15 protein-coding genes and 1 tRNA gene are annotated in these 17,256 nt (G+C 59.6%); 7 read left to right on the top strand and 9 right to left on the bottom strand.

Going from position 1 to position 17,256, the window contains the following annotated elements; all coding sequences use genetic code 11:
* The first annotated feature begins 293 nt into the window (after nt 1-293).
* Entirely contained in the window at nt 294-851 is a 558-nt protein-coding gene (locus tag ACZ6ZO_RS04295) for a DUF3267 domain-containing protein (protein WP_465290824.1), read from the top strand.
* On the opposite strand, the gene ACZ6ZO_RS04290 is transcribed toward ACZ6ZO_RS04295, so the two are convergent.
* The 4 genes from ACZ6ZO_RS04290 to ACZ6ZO_RS04275 form a co-directional block, all read right to left on the bottom strand.
* Nucleotides 848-1,540 carry a TatD family hydrolase gene (locus tag ACZ6ZO_RS04290; RefSeq protein ID WP_465290822.1) on the bottom strand — a complete coding sequence of 231 codons (693 nt, stop codon included), beginning with the start codon at nt 1,538-1,540 and terminating at the stop codon, nt 848-850. The genes ACZ6ZO_RS04295 and ACZ6ZO_RS04290 overlap by 4 nt on opposite strands.
* Nucleotides 1,531-2,310 carry a tRNA threonylcarbamoyladenosine dehydratase gene (locus ACZ6ZO_RS04285; protein WP_465290820.1) on the bottom strand — a complete coding sequence of 260 codons (780 nt, stop codon included), beginning with the start codon at nt 2,308-2,310 and terminating at the stop codon, nt 1,531-1,533. Before ACZ6ZO_RS04285 ends, ACZ6ZO_RS04290 begins: the two co-directional genes overlap by 10 nt.
* 322 nt (nt 2,311-2,632) lie before the next feature.
* Nucleotides 2,633-3,049 (bottom strand): SRPBCC family protein, encoded by a 417-nt coding sequence (locus ACZ6ZO_RS04280; protein WP_465290818.1) that lies wholly within the window; start codon nt 3,047-3,049, stop codon nt 2,633-2,635.
* Nucleotides 3,050-3,290: 241 nt separating this feature from the next.
* Nucleotides 3,291-3,364 (bottom strand) — tRNA-Gly (locus ACZ6ZO_RS04275).
* A 77-nt stretch (nt 3,365-3,441) separates the two neighbouring features.
* On the opposite strand from ACZ6ZO_RS04275, the gene dcd reads away from it, so the two are divergent.
* Together dcd and ACZ6ZO_RS04265 are read left to right on the top strand one after the other, a co-directional pair.
* On the top strand, nt 3,442-4,005 hold the full coding sequence (gene dcd, locus ACZ6ZO_RS04270; RefSeq protein WP_182385280.1) for a dCTP deaminase: 564 nt from the start codon (nt 3,442-3,444) through the stop codon (nt 4,003-4,005).
* 49 nt (nt 4,006-4,054) lie between these two features.
* Complete coding sequence (locus ACZ6ZO_RS04265; protein ID WP_208768171.1) at nt 4,055-5,371, top strand: UDP-glucose dehydrogenase family protein; 1,317 nt, start codon at nt 4,055-4,057, stop codon at nt 5,369-5,371.
* Here the strand turns inward: ACZ6ZO_RS04265 and ACZ6ZO_RS04260 are convergent.
* Entirely contained in the window at nt 5,368-6,603 is a 1,236-nt protein-coding gene (locus ACZ6ZO_RS04260) for a YibE/F family protein (protein WP_182385282.1), read from the bottom strand. The genes ACZ6ZO_RS04265 and ACZ6ZO_RS04260 overlap by 4 nt on opposite strands.
* Nucleotides 6,604-6,790: 187 nt before the next feature.
* On the opposite strand from ACZ6ZO_RS04260, the gene ACZ6ZO_RS04255 reads away from it, so the two are divergent.
* On the top strand, nt 6,791-7,129 hold the full coding sequence (locus ACZ6ZO_RS04255) for a hypothetical protein (RefSeq protein ID WP_182385283.1): 339 nt from the start codon (nt 6,791-6,793) through the stop codon (nt 7,127-7,129).
* A gap of 675 nt (nt 7,130-7,804) precedes the next feature.
* On the opposite strand, the gene ACZ6ZO_RS04250 is transcribed toward ACZ6ZO_RS04255, so the two are convergent.
* Complete coding sequence (locus ACZ6ZO_RS04250) at nt 7,805-9,040, bottom strand: pyridoxal phosphate-dependent aminotransferase (RefSeq protein WP_465290815.1); 1,236 nt, start codon at nt 9,038-9,040, stop codon at nt 7,805-7,807.
* Nucleotides 9,041-9,060: 20 nt separating this feature from the next.
* Between ACZ6ZO_RS04250 and ACZ6ZO_RS04245 the strand changes: the two genes are divergently transcribed.
* Together ACZ6ZO_RS04245 and ACZ6ZO_RS04240 are read left to right on the top strand one after the other, a co-directional pair.
* Nucleotides 9,061-9,699, top strand: coding sequence for a GNAT family N-acetyltransferase (locus tag ACZ6ZO_RS04245; RefSeq protein WP_465290813.1), 639 nt, complete (start codon nt 9,061-9,063; stop codon nt 9,697-9,699).
* 81 nt (nt 9,700-9,780) lie between these two features.
* Complete coding sequence (locus tag ACZ6ZO_RS04240) at nt 9,781-11,574, top strand: acyltransferase family protein (protein WP_465290811.1); 1,794 nt, start codon at nt 9,781-9,783, stop codon at nt 11,572-11,574.
* Here the strand turns inward: ACZ6ZO_RS04240 and ACZ6ZO_RS04235 are convergent.
* Nucleotides 11,571-12,158 carry a TetR/AcrR family transcriptional regulator gene (locus tag ACZ6ZO_RS04235; protein WP_465290809.1) on the bottom strand — a complete coding sequence of 196 codons (588 nt, stop codon included), beginning with the start codon at nt 12,156-12,158 and terminating at the stop codon, nt 11,571-11,573. The genes ACZ6ZO_RS04240 and ACZ6ZO_RS04235 overlap by 4 nt on opposite strands.
* Before the next feature lie 78 nt (nt 12,159-12,236).
* On the opposite strand from ACZ6ZO_RS04235, the gene ACZ6ZO_RS04230 reads away from it, so the two are divergent.
* The gene (locus ACZ6ZO_RS04230; protein WP_465290807.1) at nt 12,237-13,412 is read left to right on the top strand and encodes an acyl-CoA dehydrogenase family protein; all 1,176 of its coding nucleotides are present in this window, start codon (nt 12,237-12,239) and stop codon (nt 13,410-13,412) included.
* A 53-nt stretch (nt 13,413-13,465) separates the two neighbouring features.
* Here ACZ6ZO_RS04230 and ACZ6ZO_RS04225 read toward each other — a convergent pair whose 3' ends face one another.
* Both ACZ6ZO_RS04225 and ACZ6ZO_RS04220 read right to left on the bottom strand, forming a co-directional pair.
* The gene (locus ACZ6ZO_RS04225) at nt 13,466-14,563 is read right to left on the bottom strand and encodes a 3-hydroxyacyl-CoA dehydrogenase family protein (RefSeq protein WP_465290805.1); all 1,098 of its coding nucleotides are present in this window, start codon (nt 14,561-14,563) and stop codon (nt 13,466-13,468) included.
* A gap of 96 nt (nt 14,564-14,659) precedes the next feature.
* Entirely contained in the window at nt 14,660-17,248 is a 2,589-nt protein-coding gene (locus ACZ6ZO_RS04220; RefSeq protein WP_465290803.1) for a heterodisulfide reductase-related iron-sulfur binding cluster, read from the bottom strand.
* Nucleotides 17,249-17,256 lie beyond the last annotated feature (8 nt).

The following is a 17,256-nucleotide window of genomic DNA, read 5'->3' as shown; positions in this document are numbered from 1 at the left end:
GACGATGATTCCTGGATGTCGATGGTTTTCATTAGCGTGACCTGGAAGCATCGTCAATTTTATATCGTCATTCCCGTGTGGCAGGGGAGTGTGAGTTGTTCGTGCTGCCGAGCCTGGCTCACGCCTTGTGGGTGCTTGATGTTTCTGGTTTTGGGGCTCTTTGTTACTTGGTTCAGGTAATGCTGATTGTGGATTGACGATGATTCCTGGATGTCGATGGTTTTCATTAGCGTGACCTGGGAGCATCGTCAAAGTAACATCGTCAAAAGATCCAGGACACTAAAATCTGCCCCATGGCCTCTGAACTCATCGAAGAATGGATCCCGGATTCTAAAACCGCGATGCTGATGAACGTCGGTGGCATTATCTCCACGTTCGGCGCGATCCTTGGGTTCGCCACGCTGTTCTCCGTGGCTCATCCGGGTCCGCATACCATCGAGTTTTCGGCCCGTGAACTGGGGCTTGTTTTGAGTTCGGTGTTCCTGATTCTGTTTCTTATGGTGGTTCACGAACTGTTGCATGGTTTCGCGTTGCGAACCCTTGGTCACAAGCCGAAGTATGGAGCCACCATGGTTGGTGGTGTCATGCCTGCGTTTTATTGCACTGCGCCCGGCGCGCGACTAAGAAAAGCCGGGTTCACATATGTGGCGCTCTTGCCGGGGGTGGTGTTGGCGATAGTGCCGGCGGCCTATATCCTTGCTGGTCTGCCGCTTGCGGGGTGGTTGGTGGTTCCTGCCGGTGTGCTGCTGGGTGGCGCGATCGGTGACTGGTTCATGACGTATAAGGCGCTCCGCGCGCCGAAGTTCGCGCAGATCGAGGACATGAAAGACGGGCTGCGTATTTGGCGTTAGCTCACCCCAAACAGTCGCTGTTGGTTCTCCAGGATTGCGGGCACCATGTCTGTCCCGCGCAAAGATGAGATCGCAGCAGCGGTTTCGTGCAGTGCTTGGGATACTTCGCGGGCGTGTTCCGTTTCGTCTTGCTCGCGTGAGGAAGGGAAGTCGGTCTCTAACAAGATCCGATCCGCCGGTACCTGTTTTACAAAGGCCCGGCCGCGTTTGGTCTCCAGCATCCGGGTATTAATGGAGATGTAGCCACCCATTCTGATTAGCCTGGTGAGCTCATCGGAGTTCCCGGAAAACCAGTGAATGATTGGGGTAGCAGGGCAGCCTTCCAGTAGATCCAGTACCGCTGACGCTGAGCGCACCGCATGGATGGACATCACGTGCTCCTCATTAAGGGCGGAAACAATGTGCCTGAAAGCCTGCTGCTGCAGGTCAGCGTTGTCGAGGCGGCGCAGGGAAAAATCCAGCCCGATCTCGCCGATGAATCGGGTGAGGTGCACTGCGTCGTCGAAAAGCGCGAGCTGCTTGTCCATGTCCGATGACACCCACCACGGGTGGTAGCCCAGCGACCGCAGCGGGCCGGGGGTAAAAGAAGAGGGCAGCACGGTTTGCGCCACCACCTGCACATCCAGCGCGGCGAGAAAAGCATCGGGATCGGATAAAAAGTCCAGGTGAAAGTGGGTGTCTAGGAGCATTCGAGAGCCAGGGCTTCCTCGCGGGAACGGAACAGGCGGGGTGGGCGGGGTATCGGTTCGAGGCCGGACAGGCGACGGATCACCTTGCCTGCGATCATCATACCCATAATCGGCGGCATGTAGCTCATGGAGCCGAGCGTCTCCGCTTTGGTGGTGCCGTGGCCGGGGCGCTGCGGAATCTCGGTGGAAAACAGCACCTCGACGCCCTTGATGCGTCGCTTGTTGCACTCCAGGCGCATCACCTTGGAAAGCTGGCACACGGACGTTTTGCGCAGATTCGCGAATTTCAGTTGGGTGGGGTCCAAGCGGTTGGCGGCGCCCATGGAACTGAGCAGCGGAATCCCGTTCGAGGCACACCAGTGCGCGACCGCCAGTTTCTGCGACACCGTATCAATGCAGTCGAGCACGTAGTCGGGACGCGGTAGCTCGTCCAAAACGGCGGGGACGTTGTCCGCAGTGAGGAACACCTGCTGAGCGATGACGGAGGCAGCCGGGTTGATGTCCTGGATCTTCTCCGCCATAACCTCGGCTTTTACCCGTCCGATGGTGGAGGTGAACGCGATCAGTTGCCGGTTGATGTTGCTGGCTTCCACAGTGTCACGGTCCAGGATGATCAAGTTCCCCACCCCACCACGCGCCAACGCCTCCGCGCACGCCGAACCGACACCACCGAGGCCAAGGACCATGACGGTGGCATGTTTTAGGTTTTCCAGGCCGTCGTCGCCGAGTAGGAGGTGGAGGCGGGCGTGACGTTCATCGTGGATGGGCATGAGGCTCCTGGGTTCTGGCGGTATCAGCTCTGGGGTGGTGGTGACCCACTCCTACTGTAGTGATTCAGAAAAACAAAAACCCAGCCACGCGTGGCCGGGTGTTGGAGCCAACAATAATGGTTCGCGCATCACTTAAGAAACACTCCTAGATAGCGGACGTAACCTTTCGTTCTTTCCCTGATGAAGGTATGTCAATGCCCCGGCGAGAATACCTGTCCAGATTTCTCCGTCAGATAGCGCTCCACCGGGGCTTCGTTGCAGATTCTAGCGGACCCTTGCAACTTCGCCATTCAAGCAGGACCGTTGGAGCAAAGAAGTAGATCTAGCTGTAGCGCGTTTGTAGTTCAGCGCGCAGGTCGCGGGAATACTGGGTTTGGTAGGCGACAAGGAATCGTTTTGCTATCCATTTTGGAAGCAGCTTATTTCGAAGGTGCACATCCTCGACAAATCTGACTTGGCAGCTGCCTCTTCCCGTGGGCTCAAGGATCCCCTGCCATGTCCCAACCAGGGTTGGTGAGTCCATTTGAAATTCCCAAATGTGCGGTGGCTCGAAGCAGGTCGTACGAAAACGAATGGGTTTTCCTTTCTTCGGAATCTCGATAAACCTATGCTCGTCGATTAGCTCGCAATCAGCTAGATCGCTACGCCATTTCCAGTTCGTTAGGTCGGTGATCACCTGCCAGATTTGGTGGGGCGTATAGGGAAGATATTCTTCCCAAGTGACAACGAGGTTTCCCATGTCTAACCACCTTTCCTATGCATCATTATAGGGCTGGGGACGAAAACTCTATGGCGGGTGACGGCACCAGCAGCATTGGAGGACACCGCTATTGGTAATGCGGTCGGTGCCTGTTGACAAGATCAAGCCTGAGCCGTACGCACGATAGGTGGGGATTCAGGATGAGGGGAACCTGGGCCCGGTTGGGGACCGTGGCGTCCCTTACCCCAAAACAAAAACCCAGCCACGCGTGGCCGGGATATGGAGCCGATGACGGGAATCGAACCCGCGTATTCAGCTTGGGAAGCTGACATTCTACCATTGAATTACATCGGCAATTGCTGCTTGCAATAGAAAGCATTCTAGCACCAGGAGGTCGGTATTGGAAAACGGGCTGCGTTACACTTAACAACATGCTGCTTTCAGATCGTGATATCCGCGCTGCCATCGAGAACGATGAGCTTGGCATTGAGCCGTTTGAGGAGAAGATGATCCAGCCGTCGTCAATTGACGTGCGTATGGATCGCTTCTTCCGTGTGTTTAATAATCAGAAGTACACGCACATTGATCCGAAGCTGCAGCAGGATGAGCTGACCAGCGAGATTGAGGTGCAGGACGGCGAGCCGTTTATTCTGCACCCTGGCGAGTTTGTGCTCGCGGCGACCTACGAGAAGTTCACCCTGCCAGCGCACCTGGCGGGCCGCCTTGAGGGGAAGTCCTCCTTGGGGCGTCTTGGTCTGCTGACGCACTCCACCGCCGGTTTTATTGACCCGGGTTTTTCGGGCCACATCACCTTGGAGCTGTCGAACGTGGCTAACCTGCCGATCGCGCTGTGGCCGGGCATGAAGGTGGGCCAGTTGGCGCTGTTCAAGATGAGCTCTCCCGCGGAGACGCCGTATGGCAGCGGCAAGCTGGGCTCCAAGTACCAAGGACAGCGGGGGCCAACCCCAAGCAAGGCGTATCTGAACTTTAGGTAACGAAGTCAGCGCACTCCCGCATCCGGGACTAGATTGGACTGTTATGCGTATGACAGTCATCGGAACCGGATACTTGGGCGCTACCCACGCTGCCTGTATGGCAGAACTTGGCCACGACGTCCTGGGCGTGGACGTGGATGAGAGCAAGATTGCCGCGCTGCAAAACAGCACCGTGCCTTTCTATGAACCGGGCCTGCCGGAGGTGCTGGAGCGCAACATCGCCGCGCAACGCCTGAGCTTCACGACGTCCTACGCTGAAGCCGCGTCCTTTGCCAACGTCCACTTCCTGGGGGTCGGCACTCCGCAGCAGCGTGGCTCCTACGCGGCGGACCTTACCTACGTCTTCGCGGTGATCAAGGATCTGGTGCCGAAGCTTAAGGGGCGGCACGTGATTTTCGGTAAGTCCACCGTCCCAGTAGGCACCGCTGCTGAGCTGCAGCAATTGGCCGATGAGCTGGCCCCGGAGGGGACCAGTGTGGAGATCGCCTGGAACCCGGAATTCCTGCGCGAGGGGTACGCGGTGCAGGACACGATCACCCCGGACCGCATCGTGTTGGGAACGCGCGCTGAAGACAGTGAAGCGGAGCAGATCGCGCGCGAGGTGTACGCGATCCCTCTGAACAATGACACCCCATTCATCGTCACGGATCTGCAGACCGCCGAACTGGTGAAGGTGTCCGCAAACGCCTTCTTGGCCACCAAGATTTCCTTCATCAACGCCGTCTCGGAGGTGTGCGAGTTGGTGGGGGCGGACGTCGTCAAGCTTGCCGACGCCATCGGCTACGACGACCGCATCGGCCGGAAATTCCTCGGCGCTGGACTCGGCTTTGGCGGTGGCTGCCTGCCTAAGGACATCCGCGCGTTCATGGCCCGCGCCGGCGAACTGGGCGCTGACCAGGCGCTGACCTTCCTACGTGAAGTCGACGCGATCAACATGCGGCGCCGCGACCGGATGGTGCTGCTCGCGCGGGAGGCCTGCGGCGGCAACCTTCTCGGCCACAACGTGACGGTGCTCGGCGCGGCGTTCAAACCCAATTCCGACGACGTGCGGGATTCACCAGCGCTCTCCGTCGCCGGGTCGCTCTCCTTGGCTGGTGCGCAGGTGACGGTCTACGATCCGCAGGGCATGGATAACGCCCGCAAGGTCTTCCCGACCTTGAACTACGCGTCCTCCACCGATGACGCACTGCGCGGGGCCGACGTCGTGGTGCTGGCCACCGAATGGCAAGAATTCAAGGAACTCGACCCCGTCCACGCCGCTGACCTGGTGCGAAAGAAGGTCATGCTGGATGGTCGTAACGTCCTGCCGGTTGAGAAATGGCAGGATGCTGGCTGGACCGTGCAAGCGCTCGGCAGGAGCCTTTAACGAGCCGGTCGAACAGTGAACGCCGCGATGGCGGTGGTGAGCGGAATAGCGCACACCATCGCCAGGGCGCCCACCCCGGAGCGCATGAGCTCGGTGGCCATCACATGGCTGGTGAGCGTCTGTGACAGCGGGCGGTTTGCCACGTGCAACAGCAGCAACATTGGCAGGGCTGCACCCGTGTAGGACAGCACGAGGGTGTACACCATGGATGCGATATGGTCCTGGCCCACCCGCATCGCGCTGATGAACACTGCCCACGGCGACGCCTGTGGCGAGGATTCGTACAGCTCGTTCACCGTCGATGCTTGAGCGATGGTGACGTCATTGAGCACCCCCAGCGCGCCGATGATGAACCCACACAGCATCAGCCCCGAGACGGAGATATCTGGAAGATACAGCTGGATGAGCAGGTTGTTTTCATCTCCCAGGCCCTGCAAATCATTGGATGCGATGGCGTAGCGGGCCAATATGGCAGCAAACCCCAACGCGCTGAGGGTTCCTGCCAGCGCGGAGGTTGTTTTCCAACTGATGCCGTGCACCAGGAACAACGTGAGAAACAGGATCGCTGAGCCACACGTCAATGCCAGTAGGAGTGGTGAACCGCCGTGTGCGAGCCCGGGGAGTAAGAACACGCTGATCGCAGTGAAGGTGATGGCGAGGCCGATTAGCGAAAGCAGCCCGCGCAACACACCGATGGCCACAACGGCCCCGGCGATGAGCAGCCCCCACCACAGCAGCGTAGAACCACGCTGGAAATCCGCGAACGCGTAAATCAGGGAGCCGTCCGGACCTTTGGTTTCAGTGAGCCAAATGTGCTGGCCTTGGTGTAGTTCGTAACCCTCCGTCATCAGTAGCGTCGATTTGCCCTGGTTGGGGCCCTCTTCCAGGGCGACTAGCGCTCGGGGGCACAGGCTTCCGCGGTTGATAGTGGTGATGGGGTCGCCGTCGAAGGCCTTGCCTACCGACGGGCTGTTGCAGATCCCCGGTCGGGCATCCGTCACTGTACCCGACACTCGAGGCATGGCCAGGTTTGAGGACGCAGAAAACTTCTCGCTCACGTGCACCGGCGTGGAATCCGGCCACAGCCGCAACAATCCGAAAACTGTCGCCAGCGCCGCGCAGACTAAGGCAATGGCGACGATCAGCCGTGGGATGTTGGTCGGTGCCGGTTCCTTGCGACGCCTATGCCTAGTACGGGATGTGGGGGCAGTAACGGAATGGTGGTGGGCCATGCCAGCCGATTGTAATAAGTGATTGGTGAAGTTGAAACTTAAAAATGACGGACAAGAAATTAGTGTCTTGTCAGCAAAAGGAAGGGCGAACTGAGAAGTTAGCAAGAATAACAATCCTACTCTTTACTTCCTTTGCTCGCCCACCTATCTTGAGGGCATATTAACGATCTTGTACTGAGGGATACTTGTGCTCACTTTTGCTTATCGCCTGTTGGAGATTGTTCTCATCGGCGTGGCTTTTACTCTTCCAACAACCGATCCACTGGCTGTGGCGTGCATCGCAATGATGGCAAGTGCAGCATTGAGCGTGATCGCACTGGTGCGGGGACTGGAAGGCGATAAGTACTACGCTTACGGAGTCGCAGTATCGGTCAGTGGTGGCCTCGCGTGGTTCTTGGAGCTTTCCCGCGATATTCCCGCGTGGCTGCTGTGGCTTCCAGTTGCCCTCATCGCCGTGGAGTATGTGATGCGCGGCGGTTCGTTATGGCATAACAAAAACAACTACGCCCGCCGAGCGGGTGCGTAGTTGTCTGGTTAAGTAGCAGAAAGTGTGTCTGTTGTCCGCGATAGGTCCTGTTCAAGGTATGCAAATGCATGTTTTATATTGCTTGAGGTCTTATAAACGCACAATCCTTGTTCAATACCGCGAGTGATACCGCACCTGTACTAACAGGTGCGGTCACCTAACTCCGGTGACCAAAAACCGACCCCGATGCCCCCGTCTGCCGGGGACGAAAGCAAAAACAACGGCACCACCAAAACCAGAGCGGATCACATACACGCGGCGACCTTTACGGGCCTTCCATGCTTATGCTGTCGGCTCAACCGCACTGACCGATCCTGCAGGCTCGTGAGGTATCTCCCGATGGGGCATGCCAACCGGGAAACAGGCCGATCAGCTCTATTGCGTCAACGGCTAGCCCAGCCGACTGCCAACACAATAGTGCCCGGCTAGAGACACACCGCCCGGACACACATTGTGTTACTTAACCCTGTAAAACCCGGGAAGCGTTCCCCGGGTTTCGGTGATTTTTTAGGCTTCACACCTGCTATTTCACTGTTTTGGGCCCAAGATCCGGGAAATGCTTCCCGGGTTTTAGTAAAAAACTTCAGGGGCCGTGGCCAAAGACCCAGAAGTGAAGCAGCAACGCCGACTGGACACACATGTTGCTACTTAACCCGTAGTTGTCTGGTTAAAAAGCTACTGCTTGTACCGCTGGAGGAATGCGCCGAAGCGTTTGATGGCGTCGGTAAGCTCGGCGGTGTGAGGCAGCGTGACCACACGGAAGTGGTCGGGTTTGTCCCAGTTGAAGCCAGTGCCGTGAACCATGAGGATCTTCTCCTGGCGGAGCAGATCGAGCATCATGCGGGCATCGTCGTGGATGGGGTACATGTCCAAGTCGATGCGTGGGAACGCGTACAGGGCGCCCATCGGCTTCACGCAAGACACGCCGGGGATCTCATTGAGGGCCTCGTATGTGGCGTTGCGCTGGCGAAGCAGGCGGCCGCCTTCGCCGGTGAGGGAGTAAATGGATTGCCGTCCGCCCAGCGCCACCTGGATAGCGTGCTGAGCAGGCACATTCGGGCACAGGCGGGTGCCCGCCAGCAGTTCCAGGCCCTCGATGAAGCCTTCGGCGTTATGCTTCGGGCCGGTCAGGATCATCCAGCCGGCGCGGTAACCAGCAACGCGGTAGGCCTTGGACAGGCCGTTGAAGGTAATGCACAGCAGATCCGGGCAGAGGGAAGCGATGGAGATGTGTTCGGCATCGTCGTAGAGGATCCGGTCGTAAATCTCATCGGCCAGGATCAGCAGCTCGTGCTCGCGGGCAATATCGACGATCTGCTGCAGCACCTCGCGTGAGTACACCGCGCCGGTCGGGTTATTCGGGTTGATCACCACGATGGCCTTGGTCTTGTCGGTGACCTTGGCCTTAATGTCCTCGATGGAAGGATTCCAGTCATCCTCTTCATCGCACAGGTAATGGACTGCCTTGCCACCAGCCAGGGAGGTAGCGGCGGTCCACAGCGGATAGTCCGGGGCGGGGATGAGGACCTCATCGCCGTCGTTAAGCAGCGCCTGCGTGACCATGGAGATCAGCTCGGACACGCCGTTGCCGAGGAAGACGTCGTCAATGTCGAACTCCGGGAAGCCCTCGGTGAGCTCGTAGCGAGTCACAATTGCGCGTCGCGCCGGGACAATACCCTTGGAGGTGGAGTAACCCTGGGAGGTAGGCAGCGCGGCGATCATGTCCTGCAGGATGACGTCGGGCGCGTCGAACCCGAAGATCGCCGGGTTGCCCGTGTTCAGCTTCAGGATGCGGTTTCCCTCGTTCTCGAGGCGTTCCGCCTCCGCAGAAACAGGCCCGCGGATCTCGTACAAAACTCCCTTGAGTTTTTCGGATTGATCGAAGATACGTGGTGGTTTCTGGGTATTCACCCGTACTATCATGCCACTGTATGACCCCTAAAATAAAGTACCCACCGTTTGATCTGCAGCTTTCCGACGCCGTCCTGCACCTCCACGTTGTCACCGATAGCGATTTAGCTCACATGTGTTCCGTGGCGGAGGAAGACGTCTTTGAACCTGGCTGCCCATGGGTATTTCCCTGGATTCAGGCAGACGATCGGGCGCTGTCCACTGCCCAATTCCAATGGGGGCTGCGAGCGACTAACAAACCGGAAGATTGGAAGTTGTCTTTCGCCGCCTACCTGGATGGCGAATTCATCGGGTCGATAGACATGCGGGCTGAGCAGTTCCACAAGAGGCGATGCATTGAAACCGGTTCGTACCTGCTGCGCCGTTTTCAAGGCCAGGGCTTGGGGAAGCGGATGCGCGCCATTGTCGCTGCGTACGCGTTTAATTATCTCGGTGCGCGGGAGATGCGCACCGCGTGGCACGAACTGAACAAGGCGTCAGGTGGGGTGAGTAAGGCACTGGGATATGAGGTTGTAGGGCACACAGCATTCGGTGAGGACGACCGCCCGGAGGTACACGCCCGCCTGGTTCCTGAGAATTTTATTGGGTGCCCGAATCTTAACGTTGCTGGCCACACCCCCGAACTGATGTCCTTCCTGGACGCGCACACCACCCGCTAGTGTTACTGGGGCTGGACTCTGCAATTCGAGTGGGTAAGGTATCTGGTTGGTCAGGATGAACATCGGGTGGGAAGACTAACCATGAACAAGCGGATTCAGCAGGTGCCAGGAATCGACGGGCTCCGAGGGCTCGCTGTTATTTCAGTGCTGCTGTACCACTTTTTTGCCTTCGCCGTCCCCGGTGGTTTCTTGGGTGTCGACATCTTCTTCGTCCTCTCTGGTTTCCTCATTACCTCCCTGCTGGTACGGGAAGTAGCTGCAACGGGGCGGGTCGATCTGGCTCACTTTTGGGTGCGTCGCGCGCGTCGTATCCTCCCAGCTGCCGTGTTTGTGTTGGTGGTGTGCACCGCGCTCGCGGGCCTGGTTGGCGGGGATCCTGCGGTGGGGATCGGTACCCAATTCACCTCCACGCTGTTCTTCGTGAACAACTGGGCCCAGATTGCGGGCTCACAGAGTTACTTCGCCCAGTCCGGGGTGCAGCTGTTCGCGCACTACTGGTCGCTAGCGGTAGAGGAACAGTTTTATGTGTTGTGGCCACTGGTCGTGGCCGGAGTCTGCATGCTGGTGCGCAAACGTTGGGCGATGGTTCTCGCGGCGCTGTCCCTTGCTCTCGGGGCGGGCTCCTTCGCGCTCATGCTGTGGCAGTACAACCCTGACGTCGACCCAACCCGCGTCTACTACGGCACCGATACCCACGCGTTCGGCTTGCTCACCGGTGCGCTGCTGGCGTTCCTCATTACCTCACGAACCCAGGAGAGAAGTTTTCCGGCGCCCCGTTGGGTGGACTATGTGGCAGCGGCATTAGGAATCCCGGCGCTCGGGGTGCTCGGATACTTGATCGTCACCCTGCCTGCCACCGCCCCGGAGACCTACCGCGGTGGGTTGGTCGCGGCGTCGTTAAGCACGGCCATCGTGCTGTTTTCCGTCATCCGCGAGACCGGCCCCGTGTCGTGGCTGTTCCGCATGCGCTGGCTGCGTTGGTTCGGCGACCGCTCCTTCAGCATGTACCTGTGGCACTGGCCGATTTTGGTGCTGGTGCGGGAGCAGCTTATCGACGTCGCGCCGGGCAACCAGGTGCTCCCCGGTGTGCTGGCGGCTGCGCTGTCCATCCCGCTGGCGATGTGGTCGTACACCTACATTGAGAATCCGTTCCGTCGACTGGGTTACGCGGGTGTGATCAAGCAGGCCGCAGGACAGTTCGCCGGAGCCCGCACCGGTGCGCTCGTACAGCACGTGACCGCCATGACGGTGGCCAGCCTCGCAGTCATCGCCATCGCCACTGCCCCGAAGCAGAGCGCGCTAGAAACTGACCTCATGGCCCTAGCCGCGCATCCGCAACAAGCAGCGGAAAAAGCGGCAGCTACGCCCCCGCCTGCTGTGACCCGAGAATTCCCGGAGGGGACGTCGATCACCGCGATCGGTGACTCCGTCATGCTCGCCTCCCTGCTTCCGCTGCAAGAACGCTTCCCTGGAATCTACGTCGATGCTGCGGTATCTCGGCATTACACCGCCGGGATCCCCCTGCTGGAGCAGATGGTTGCGGAAGATACGCTCGACCCCTTTGTGGTGCTCGGATTCGGCACCAACGGGGCTAGCTTCCCTGGGCAGATCGACCAGATGATGCAGGTCATTGGCCCGGATCGTACCGTGGTGATGGTGATGCCGTACGGTGACCGCGCTTGGATGCCAGCGGCCCAACAGGAGATTCGCGACGCCGCAGCTCGCTACCCCAACGTGTACCTCGCGGATTGGAACGGCGCAGTGATGGGCGACCCGAGCCTGTTGCGGGAAGACTACATTCACCCTTCCGAGGCCGGCGGCCAGGCCTACGCGGAGGCAGTTGCCGCCGCGATCACTGAGTGGGTGAAGGGCTAGTCAGCTAGTGGCTTGCTTGTGAGCTGGTGGAGAGCGAAGCCCGCGTACATCTCCGCCAGCTCATCGGCGGTGTATTCGCCGTCGTCGCTAAACCACTGTGCGACCCCGATGCCCATGTCGATGAGGGCCCAGCAGGTGATCTTCAGGTCAGTCGCTGTAAAAACGCCCTTATCGACGCCCTCGGAGACAATACTGATCCACCGACCGACGTAGTCCCGTCGCAGCTGCAAAACAATGCTGCGTGCGGGCTCTTCCAGATTGCTGAGCTGGGAATTAGTCACACGCACCCGCCGGGCCTGCGTGGCGTGGAAGTGGACATGGTTGCGGACGGTGGCGGCTAGTTGTTCGGTCGGATCCGCCAGTCCGGCGATCGCCCTGGCATGGGTGCGCAGCATCTCTTCCATTGCGCCGGTGGCGATCTCTTGGAGGATCTCCTGCTTAGAGGAACAGTGGTTGTACAGGCTGGAGGCCCGCATGCCTACCGCCTCGGCGATGTGTTCCATGCCGGTGGCGTGGTAGCCGCGGGCATCGAACAGTTGCAGTGCCGCGGTGATGATCTGTTCGCGGCGCCGTTGGTTAGCCACGGATCCCCCTTCTCTTGACAGTGTGTGCGATCCCGGTCACAATATTGCTACTAATGGCCATTCGTCGGTGGAGGTGCAATGTCCCACAATTTATTTCAGTCTACAACTGATTTCCTGGGCGTTTTCGATGACGTTTCCGAAACAGATGCCGCGGCGTGGGCTCGTGCCGCATCGTTGAAGGAGGAAGTTCACGAGATTATCAATGACGCCTGGGAACGTGCCGAATACCCTACCCAGCTCGCGAAGCGTCTTGGTGAGCTCGACATCCTCACCGACGGGCTGAACATTCCCGGTCATGAGCACCTTTCCCCGCTGGCGGCAGGCCTGGTTCAAATGGAAATTACCCGCATCGACGCCTCCCTCGGCACCGTCATCGCTGTGCAGCCCGGCTTGGCGATGCGCGCGATCGACATGCTGGGCAGCGAGGAGCACAAGGACGAATGGTTAGACGCTTTGGCCCGTGGTGAAAAACTCGCGGCCTTTGGCCTCACCGAACCAGAGCATGGCTCCGACTCCATCGCCTTGGAAACCACTGCCGTCCGCGACGGTGATTCCTACATCCTCAATGGCGAAAAGAAATGGATCGGAAATGGCTCCGTCGGTGACGTCACGGTGATTTTCGCCCGCACCGAAGATGGTAATGTTTCGGCCTTCCTCGTGCCACAAGATACCTCGGGTTACTCTGCGCAGACCCAGGTGGGCAAGGTGTCGCTGCGGGCCATCAAGCAGGCCCACATCGTGCTGGAAAACTGTCGCGTTCCCCTGTCTGCGAAAATGCCCGGCTGTGGTTCCTTCAAAGATGTCGCCCGGGTCCTCACTGCCACCCGCGTCGGGGTGTCCTGGATGGCGCTTGGCTCCGCCATCGCCTGCTACGAGCAGGCCCGCGACTACGCCCTCGAACGTAAACAATTCGGCCGCGAACTCGCCAACGCGCAGATCATCCAACAACGCCTCACCAACATGCTCATGGACATCAGCCAGATGATGCTCATGTGCCGTCGTGTCACCGATGCCCTCGCAGCCGGCACGATGCGCCCCGAGCAAGCCTCCATGGCCAAGGTCCACAACACCCGGGCAGCACGGCGCGTTGCCGCCGACGCACGCGACATGCTCGGCGGGGTCGGTATCCTGCTCGAAAACCACATCATCCGCCACATGGTGGACATCGAAGCGATGCACACCTATGAAGGCACCGACACTGTGCAGTCCCTGATCATCGGAAAGAAAATCACCGGGATGTCGGCGTACAAGTAACAGGCTGTTTTTGCTTACCGACGCCGCGCCCCTGGCTCTCAGCGGGTTATGCTTTACAGCTCTCCTAGCTCCTCGGCGAGCTCGAAAATGCCTTTCTTCCAGCCGAAACCGAGCTTGAGTCCAGTGTCGATATCTGCGGGAGAATCGGCAATGTTCGCGCAATGGGTGCGGCAGTACTCCAGCGTGGTGTGGAACAGTTCGCGTGCGAAGTGTCCCTCGGGGGTGTCGCTGGCCATGAGTTCGCGGGGGTCGTTGGAAGGAAGTGTTGGGGTCAGGCGTGGTCGGTAGGTGAAGTTGGTGTCGATGGTTTCTTCGCGGCCACGGTAGAAGCCTCCGGGGCCCGTGCGCCCGGTAAGTCCACGTTCTACCAGGCCGGCGATGATCGCGTCTCCGCGCAGCGGGTACTGAGAGTAGCCGTCGTCGGCGGGAAGGGCGTCTTCCAGGCTGCCCCAAATTGGGTCGACGAGTTGCAAGCCGATGTAGTCGAGGAGCCCAAAAATTCCGGTTCGTGGGATGCCGAAGGGGCGTCCGAAGGTGGCGTCGGCAAGCTCGTAGCTGAGGCCGTGTTTGCGGGCGAGGTGCACGCCCGCGGCGAGCCAGAAGCAGCCGACGCGGTTCGCAATGAAGCCGGGGGTGTCACGGCAGGTCAGGGCGGTCTTCCCGAGTTGTTCGGTGATTGCCTGCCCGAGGGCTGCGTGCGTGTCCGGATGGGATGCGACGAGTTCCACCAACTGCATGATGTGGGGCGGGTTGAAAAAGTGGGTGATGGCGAAACGATCGGGATCTTTCACTCCCCGCACCAGCTCGGATAGTGGCAAAGTGGACGTGTTGGAGGTGAGGTAGGCGCCATCTTTGAGCTCCAGCTGGCGGTACAGATCATGCTTGGCCTGTAGGTCCTCGAAGATCGCCTCCACTACCCAGTCGCATTCCTTAACCAGATCGAGGTCGGTCGCGGTACTCGCTGGGGTGACGTTCTCCGCAAGCTCTGGGGAGGGAAAACCGCCACGCTGCAGCTGCAGATCGATCCCGCGTTGGGCGCCGTCCCGATCCAGATCGAACAGATACACTTTCATTCCCGAGCTGGCCATGAGTGCGGCGATGCCCGCCCCCATCGATCCCGCACCAATCACAGCTGCAGTTGAAATCGGCATAGCACTCTCCCTTGGCGAATGGTCATTAGTCTGACACGTAGCCTACGTCACAGCCAAGGGTTACGCAATGAAAACTGGCCGGAAGAGCCGCTAAGCCTAGTCGACGCTCGGTCGCGCCCCACCTGGCGGGATCGCTCCAGGAGGCTGCGGAGCTGGCGGCTTCACGACGGGCGGTGCTGCCATCGGTGGTTTAGCAGCGGGTGGCTTGGCGACCGGGGGTTTGGCAACCGGAGGTTGTGCCGCAGGTGGCGTCGCTACTGGGGGCGCAGCCACGGGAGGCTTTGCCACAGGAGGCTTTGCCACAGGTGGTGCCGCGACTGGCGGCTGTGCCGCAGGAGGCTGCGCGGCAGGGGGTTTTGCAGTCGGGGGCTGTGCTGCTGGGGGAGCAGCTACGGGAGGCTGTGCCACAGGTGGTGCTGCTACCGGAGCTTTGGTAACCGGAGGAGCAGCCACAGGAGGAGCAGCCACAGGAGGAGCAGCCACAGATGGCTTTGCCGCAGGCGACGCAGTTACCGGAGGAGTCACTGACTTAGGTTCAGGAGTTTCAGCGACGCTCGCGGGTGGCTTGGCAGGGGATTCCGCAGGGTCTGGTGCAGGCTTTTGTGGTGTGATTTCGATGCGCTTTGGTGCCTCCAGGAACTGTGGTTCGCGGAATTCTGGGAGGTTCCCGTCGGTGAGGACGGCGTCGCGAAGCATAACTGCTACGTCCGTGACTTTGGCAGGGGTGCCGAGCGCCTTCGTGCCGCCGTCGAGCATGGTGTTGCAGAACGGGCAGCCGGTGATGATTTCCTCGGACGCAGCGAGGGCTTCGGCGGCGCGATTTTCGTTGATACGGGTGCCGAGCTTTTCTTCCATGAACATCCGCGCGCCACCTGCACCACAACAGAAGCTGGTGTCGCGGCTGCGAGGCATTTCTACCAGTGGACCAGCTGCCGTGATCAGTTCGCGTGGCGGGTCGTACACCTTGTTGTGCCGGCCGAGGAAGCATGGATCGTGGTAGGTGACCGGCTTGCGGTTTTCGGGGCCACGAGGGATAGGTGTGAGCAGGCCCTCACGCACCAGCCGGTTGAGGAGCTGGGTGTGGTGGATGACATCGTAGTGGCCATCGAAGTCCGGGTATTCCTTGCGCAGCGTGTTAAAACAGTGCGCACACGACGTGACGATCTTGCGCTGGCCGGCCGGGTAGGCGGCGAAGGCATCGTCCAGTACCTCCACGTTGGTGGCGGCGAGCATCTGGAACAGGAACTCGTTGCCAGCACGACGCGCCGGGTCACCAGTACACGATTCCCCCTCGATGACCGCGAACTTCACGCCCGCCACATTGAGCAACTCTGCGATAGCGCGGGACGTCTTTCGGCCGTTGTCATCGAACGCACCAGCGCAACCCACCCACAGCAAGTACTCGAAATCCGTGCCGTCAGACACCACCGGCACCGGAATACCATCGCGGTTCGCCTCCTCCACCCAGGACATCCGCTCTGCGGAGTTTCGACCCCACGGGTTTCCCTTGACCTCCAGGTTCTTAAACATTCCCGTGAGCTCCGACGGGAAGTCGGACTCGGCCAGCACCTGGAAACGACGCAGGTTAGCAATGTGGTCAATGTGCTCAATATCTACCGGGCACTGCTCCACGCAGGCGCCACAGTTAGTGCAGCTCCACAGCGCATCTGGATCCACAACTGTACCCACCAGCTTCAGCACGTCAACATCTTGGTGCGGAATCGCATCACGAATGCCCGTGAGCAACAACTTCGGAGACAGTGGTTTTTCGGTGTGCCATGCGGGGCACTGTTCCTGGCAACGGCCGCAGTCCGTACACGCGGAGACATCGAGCAGCATCTTCCAGGGTGCGTCGGCAAGCGTACCGATGCCAAGCTTATCGACGTCCGGATCCGCATTCTCAAGCGTTAAATGCTTATCCCCGGAGAGCAACGGTGGTAATGCCCCGAGCGACTTTTCGCCAGGCGTGCGCGTAAAGAACAACGTGAAGAAGGCGAGGAAGCGGTGCCAGGCCACGCCCCAGCGCAGCTGGCGACCCACCACGAACAGCCACACCATGCCGGAAAGCAACTTGATCAGCGCAAACACCGAAACCAGCAGGGGAGAGGCTGGCAATGGGATCAGACGCGAGACAAAGTCAGCCCACACGGAGCCGTCACGGAACGTAGCAATCTGCGAGGCCTTGACCAACAGCATGCCCAGCCCCTCAATGAGGACCACAGCCTCAACAAAGTGGGCGGCGCGGGCGTTAGAGCCGTAAAACCTATCGAAGCGGTTATCGGAACCGGCTCGCAACCGAACCCCAATGAGGAACAGGATTCCCAGGACTGTTCCTAGGCCGAGGATTTCCTCAACGAAGTGGTAGATCTCCCAATCACAGAAGCCACCGGCCGGAGAGAAGGTTTGTACGTAGGCCTCAAACCAGAACACCGACCCGATGATGAAGCCAAACATCACGAACCAGTGCGCGAGGGCAACGAATGGCTTCCGGGCCATTCCTTCATGGAGGACAACCTTGCGCAGCACCGTCCACACGCGCTTACCGATGTTGGATGCACGATCGGTTGTTGGTTGGCCCGCAGCGATGAGACGGTAAAGGCGCCACGCCCCGCTCAGGAAGTAAACCCAAGCAGGCAGTGACGCCACTACTCCGAAAATGCCAAGCGCGATGCTGGTTGAGGTCATATGGGGCG

This window comes from Corynebacterium sp. NPDC104732 (assembly GCF_055583565.1).
Note: the sequence above shows the minus strand (reverse complement) of the source record. Positions and strands in the feature narration are given on the sequence as shown.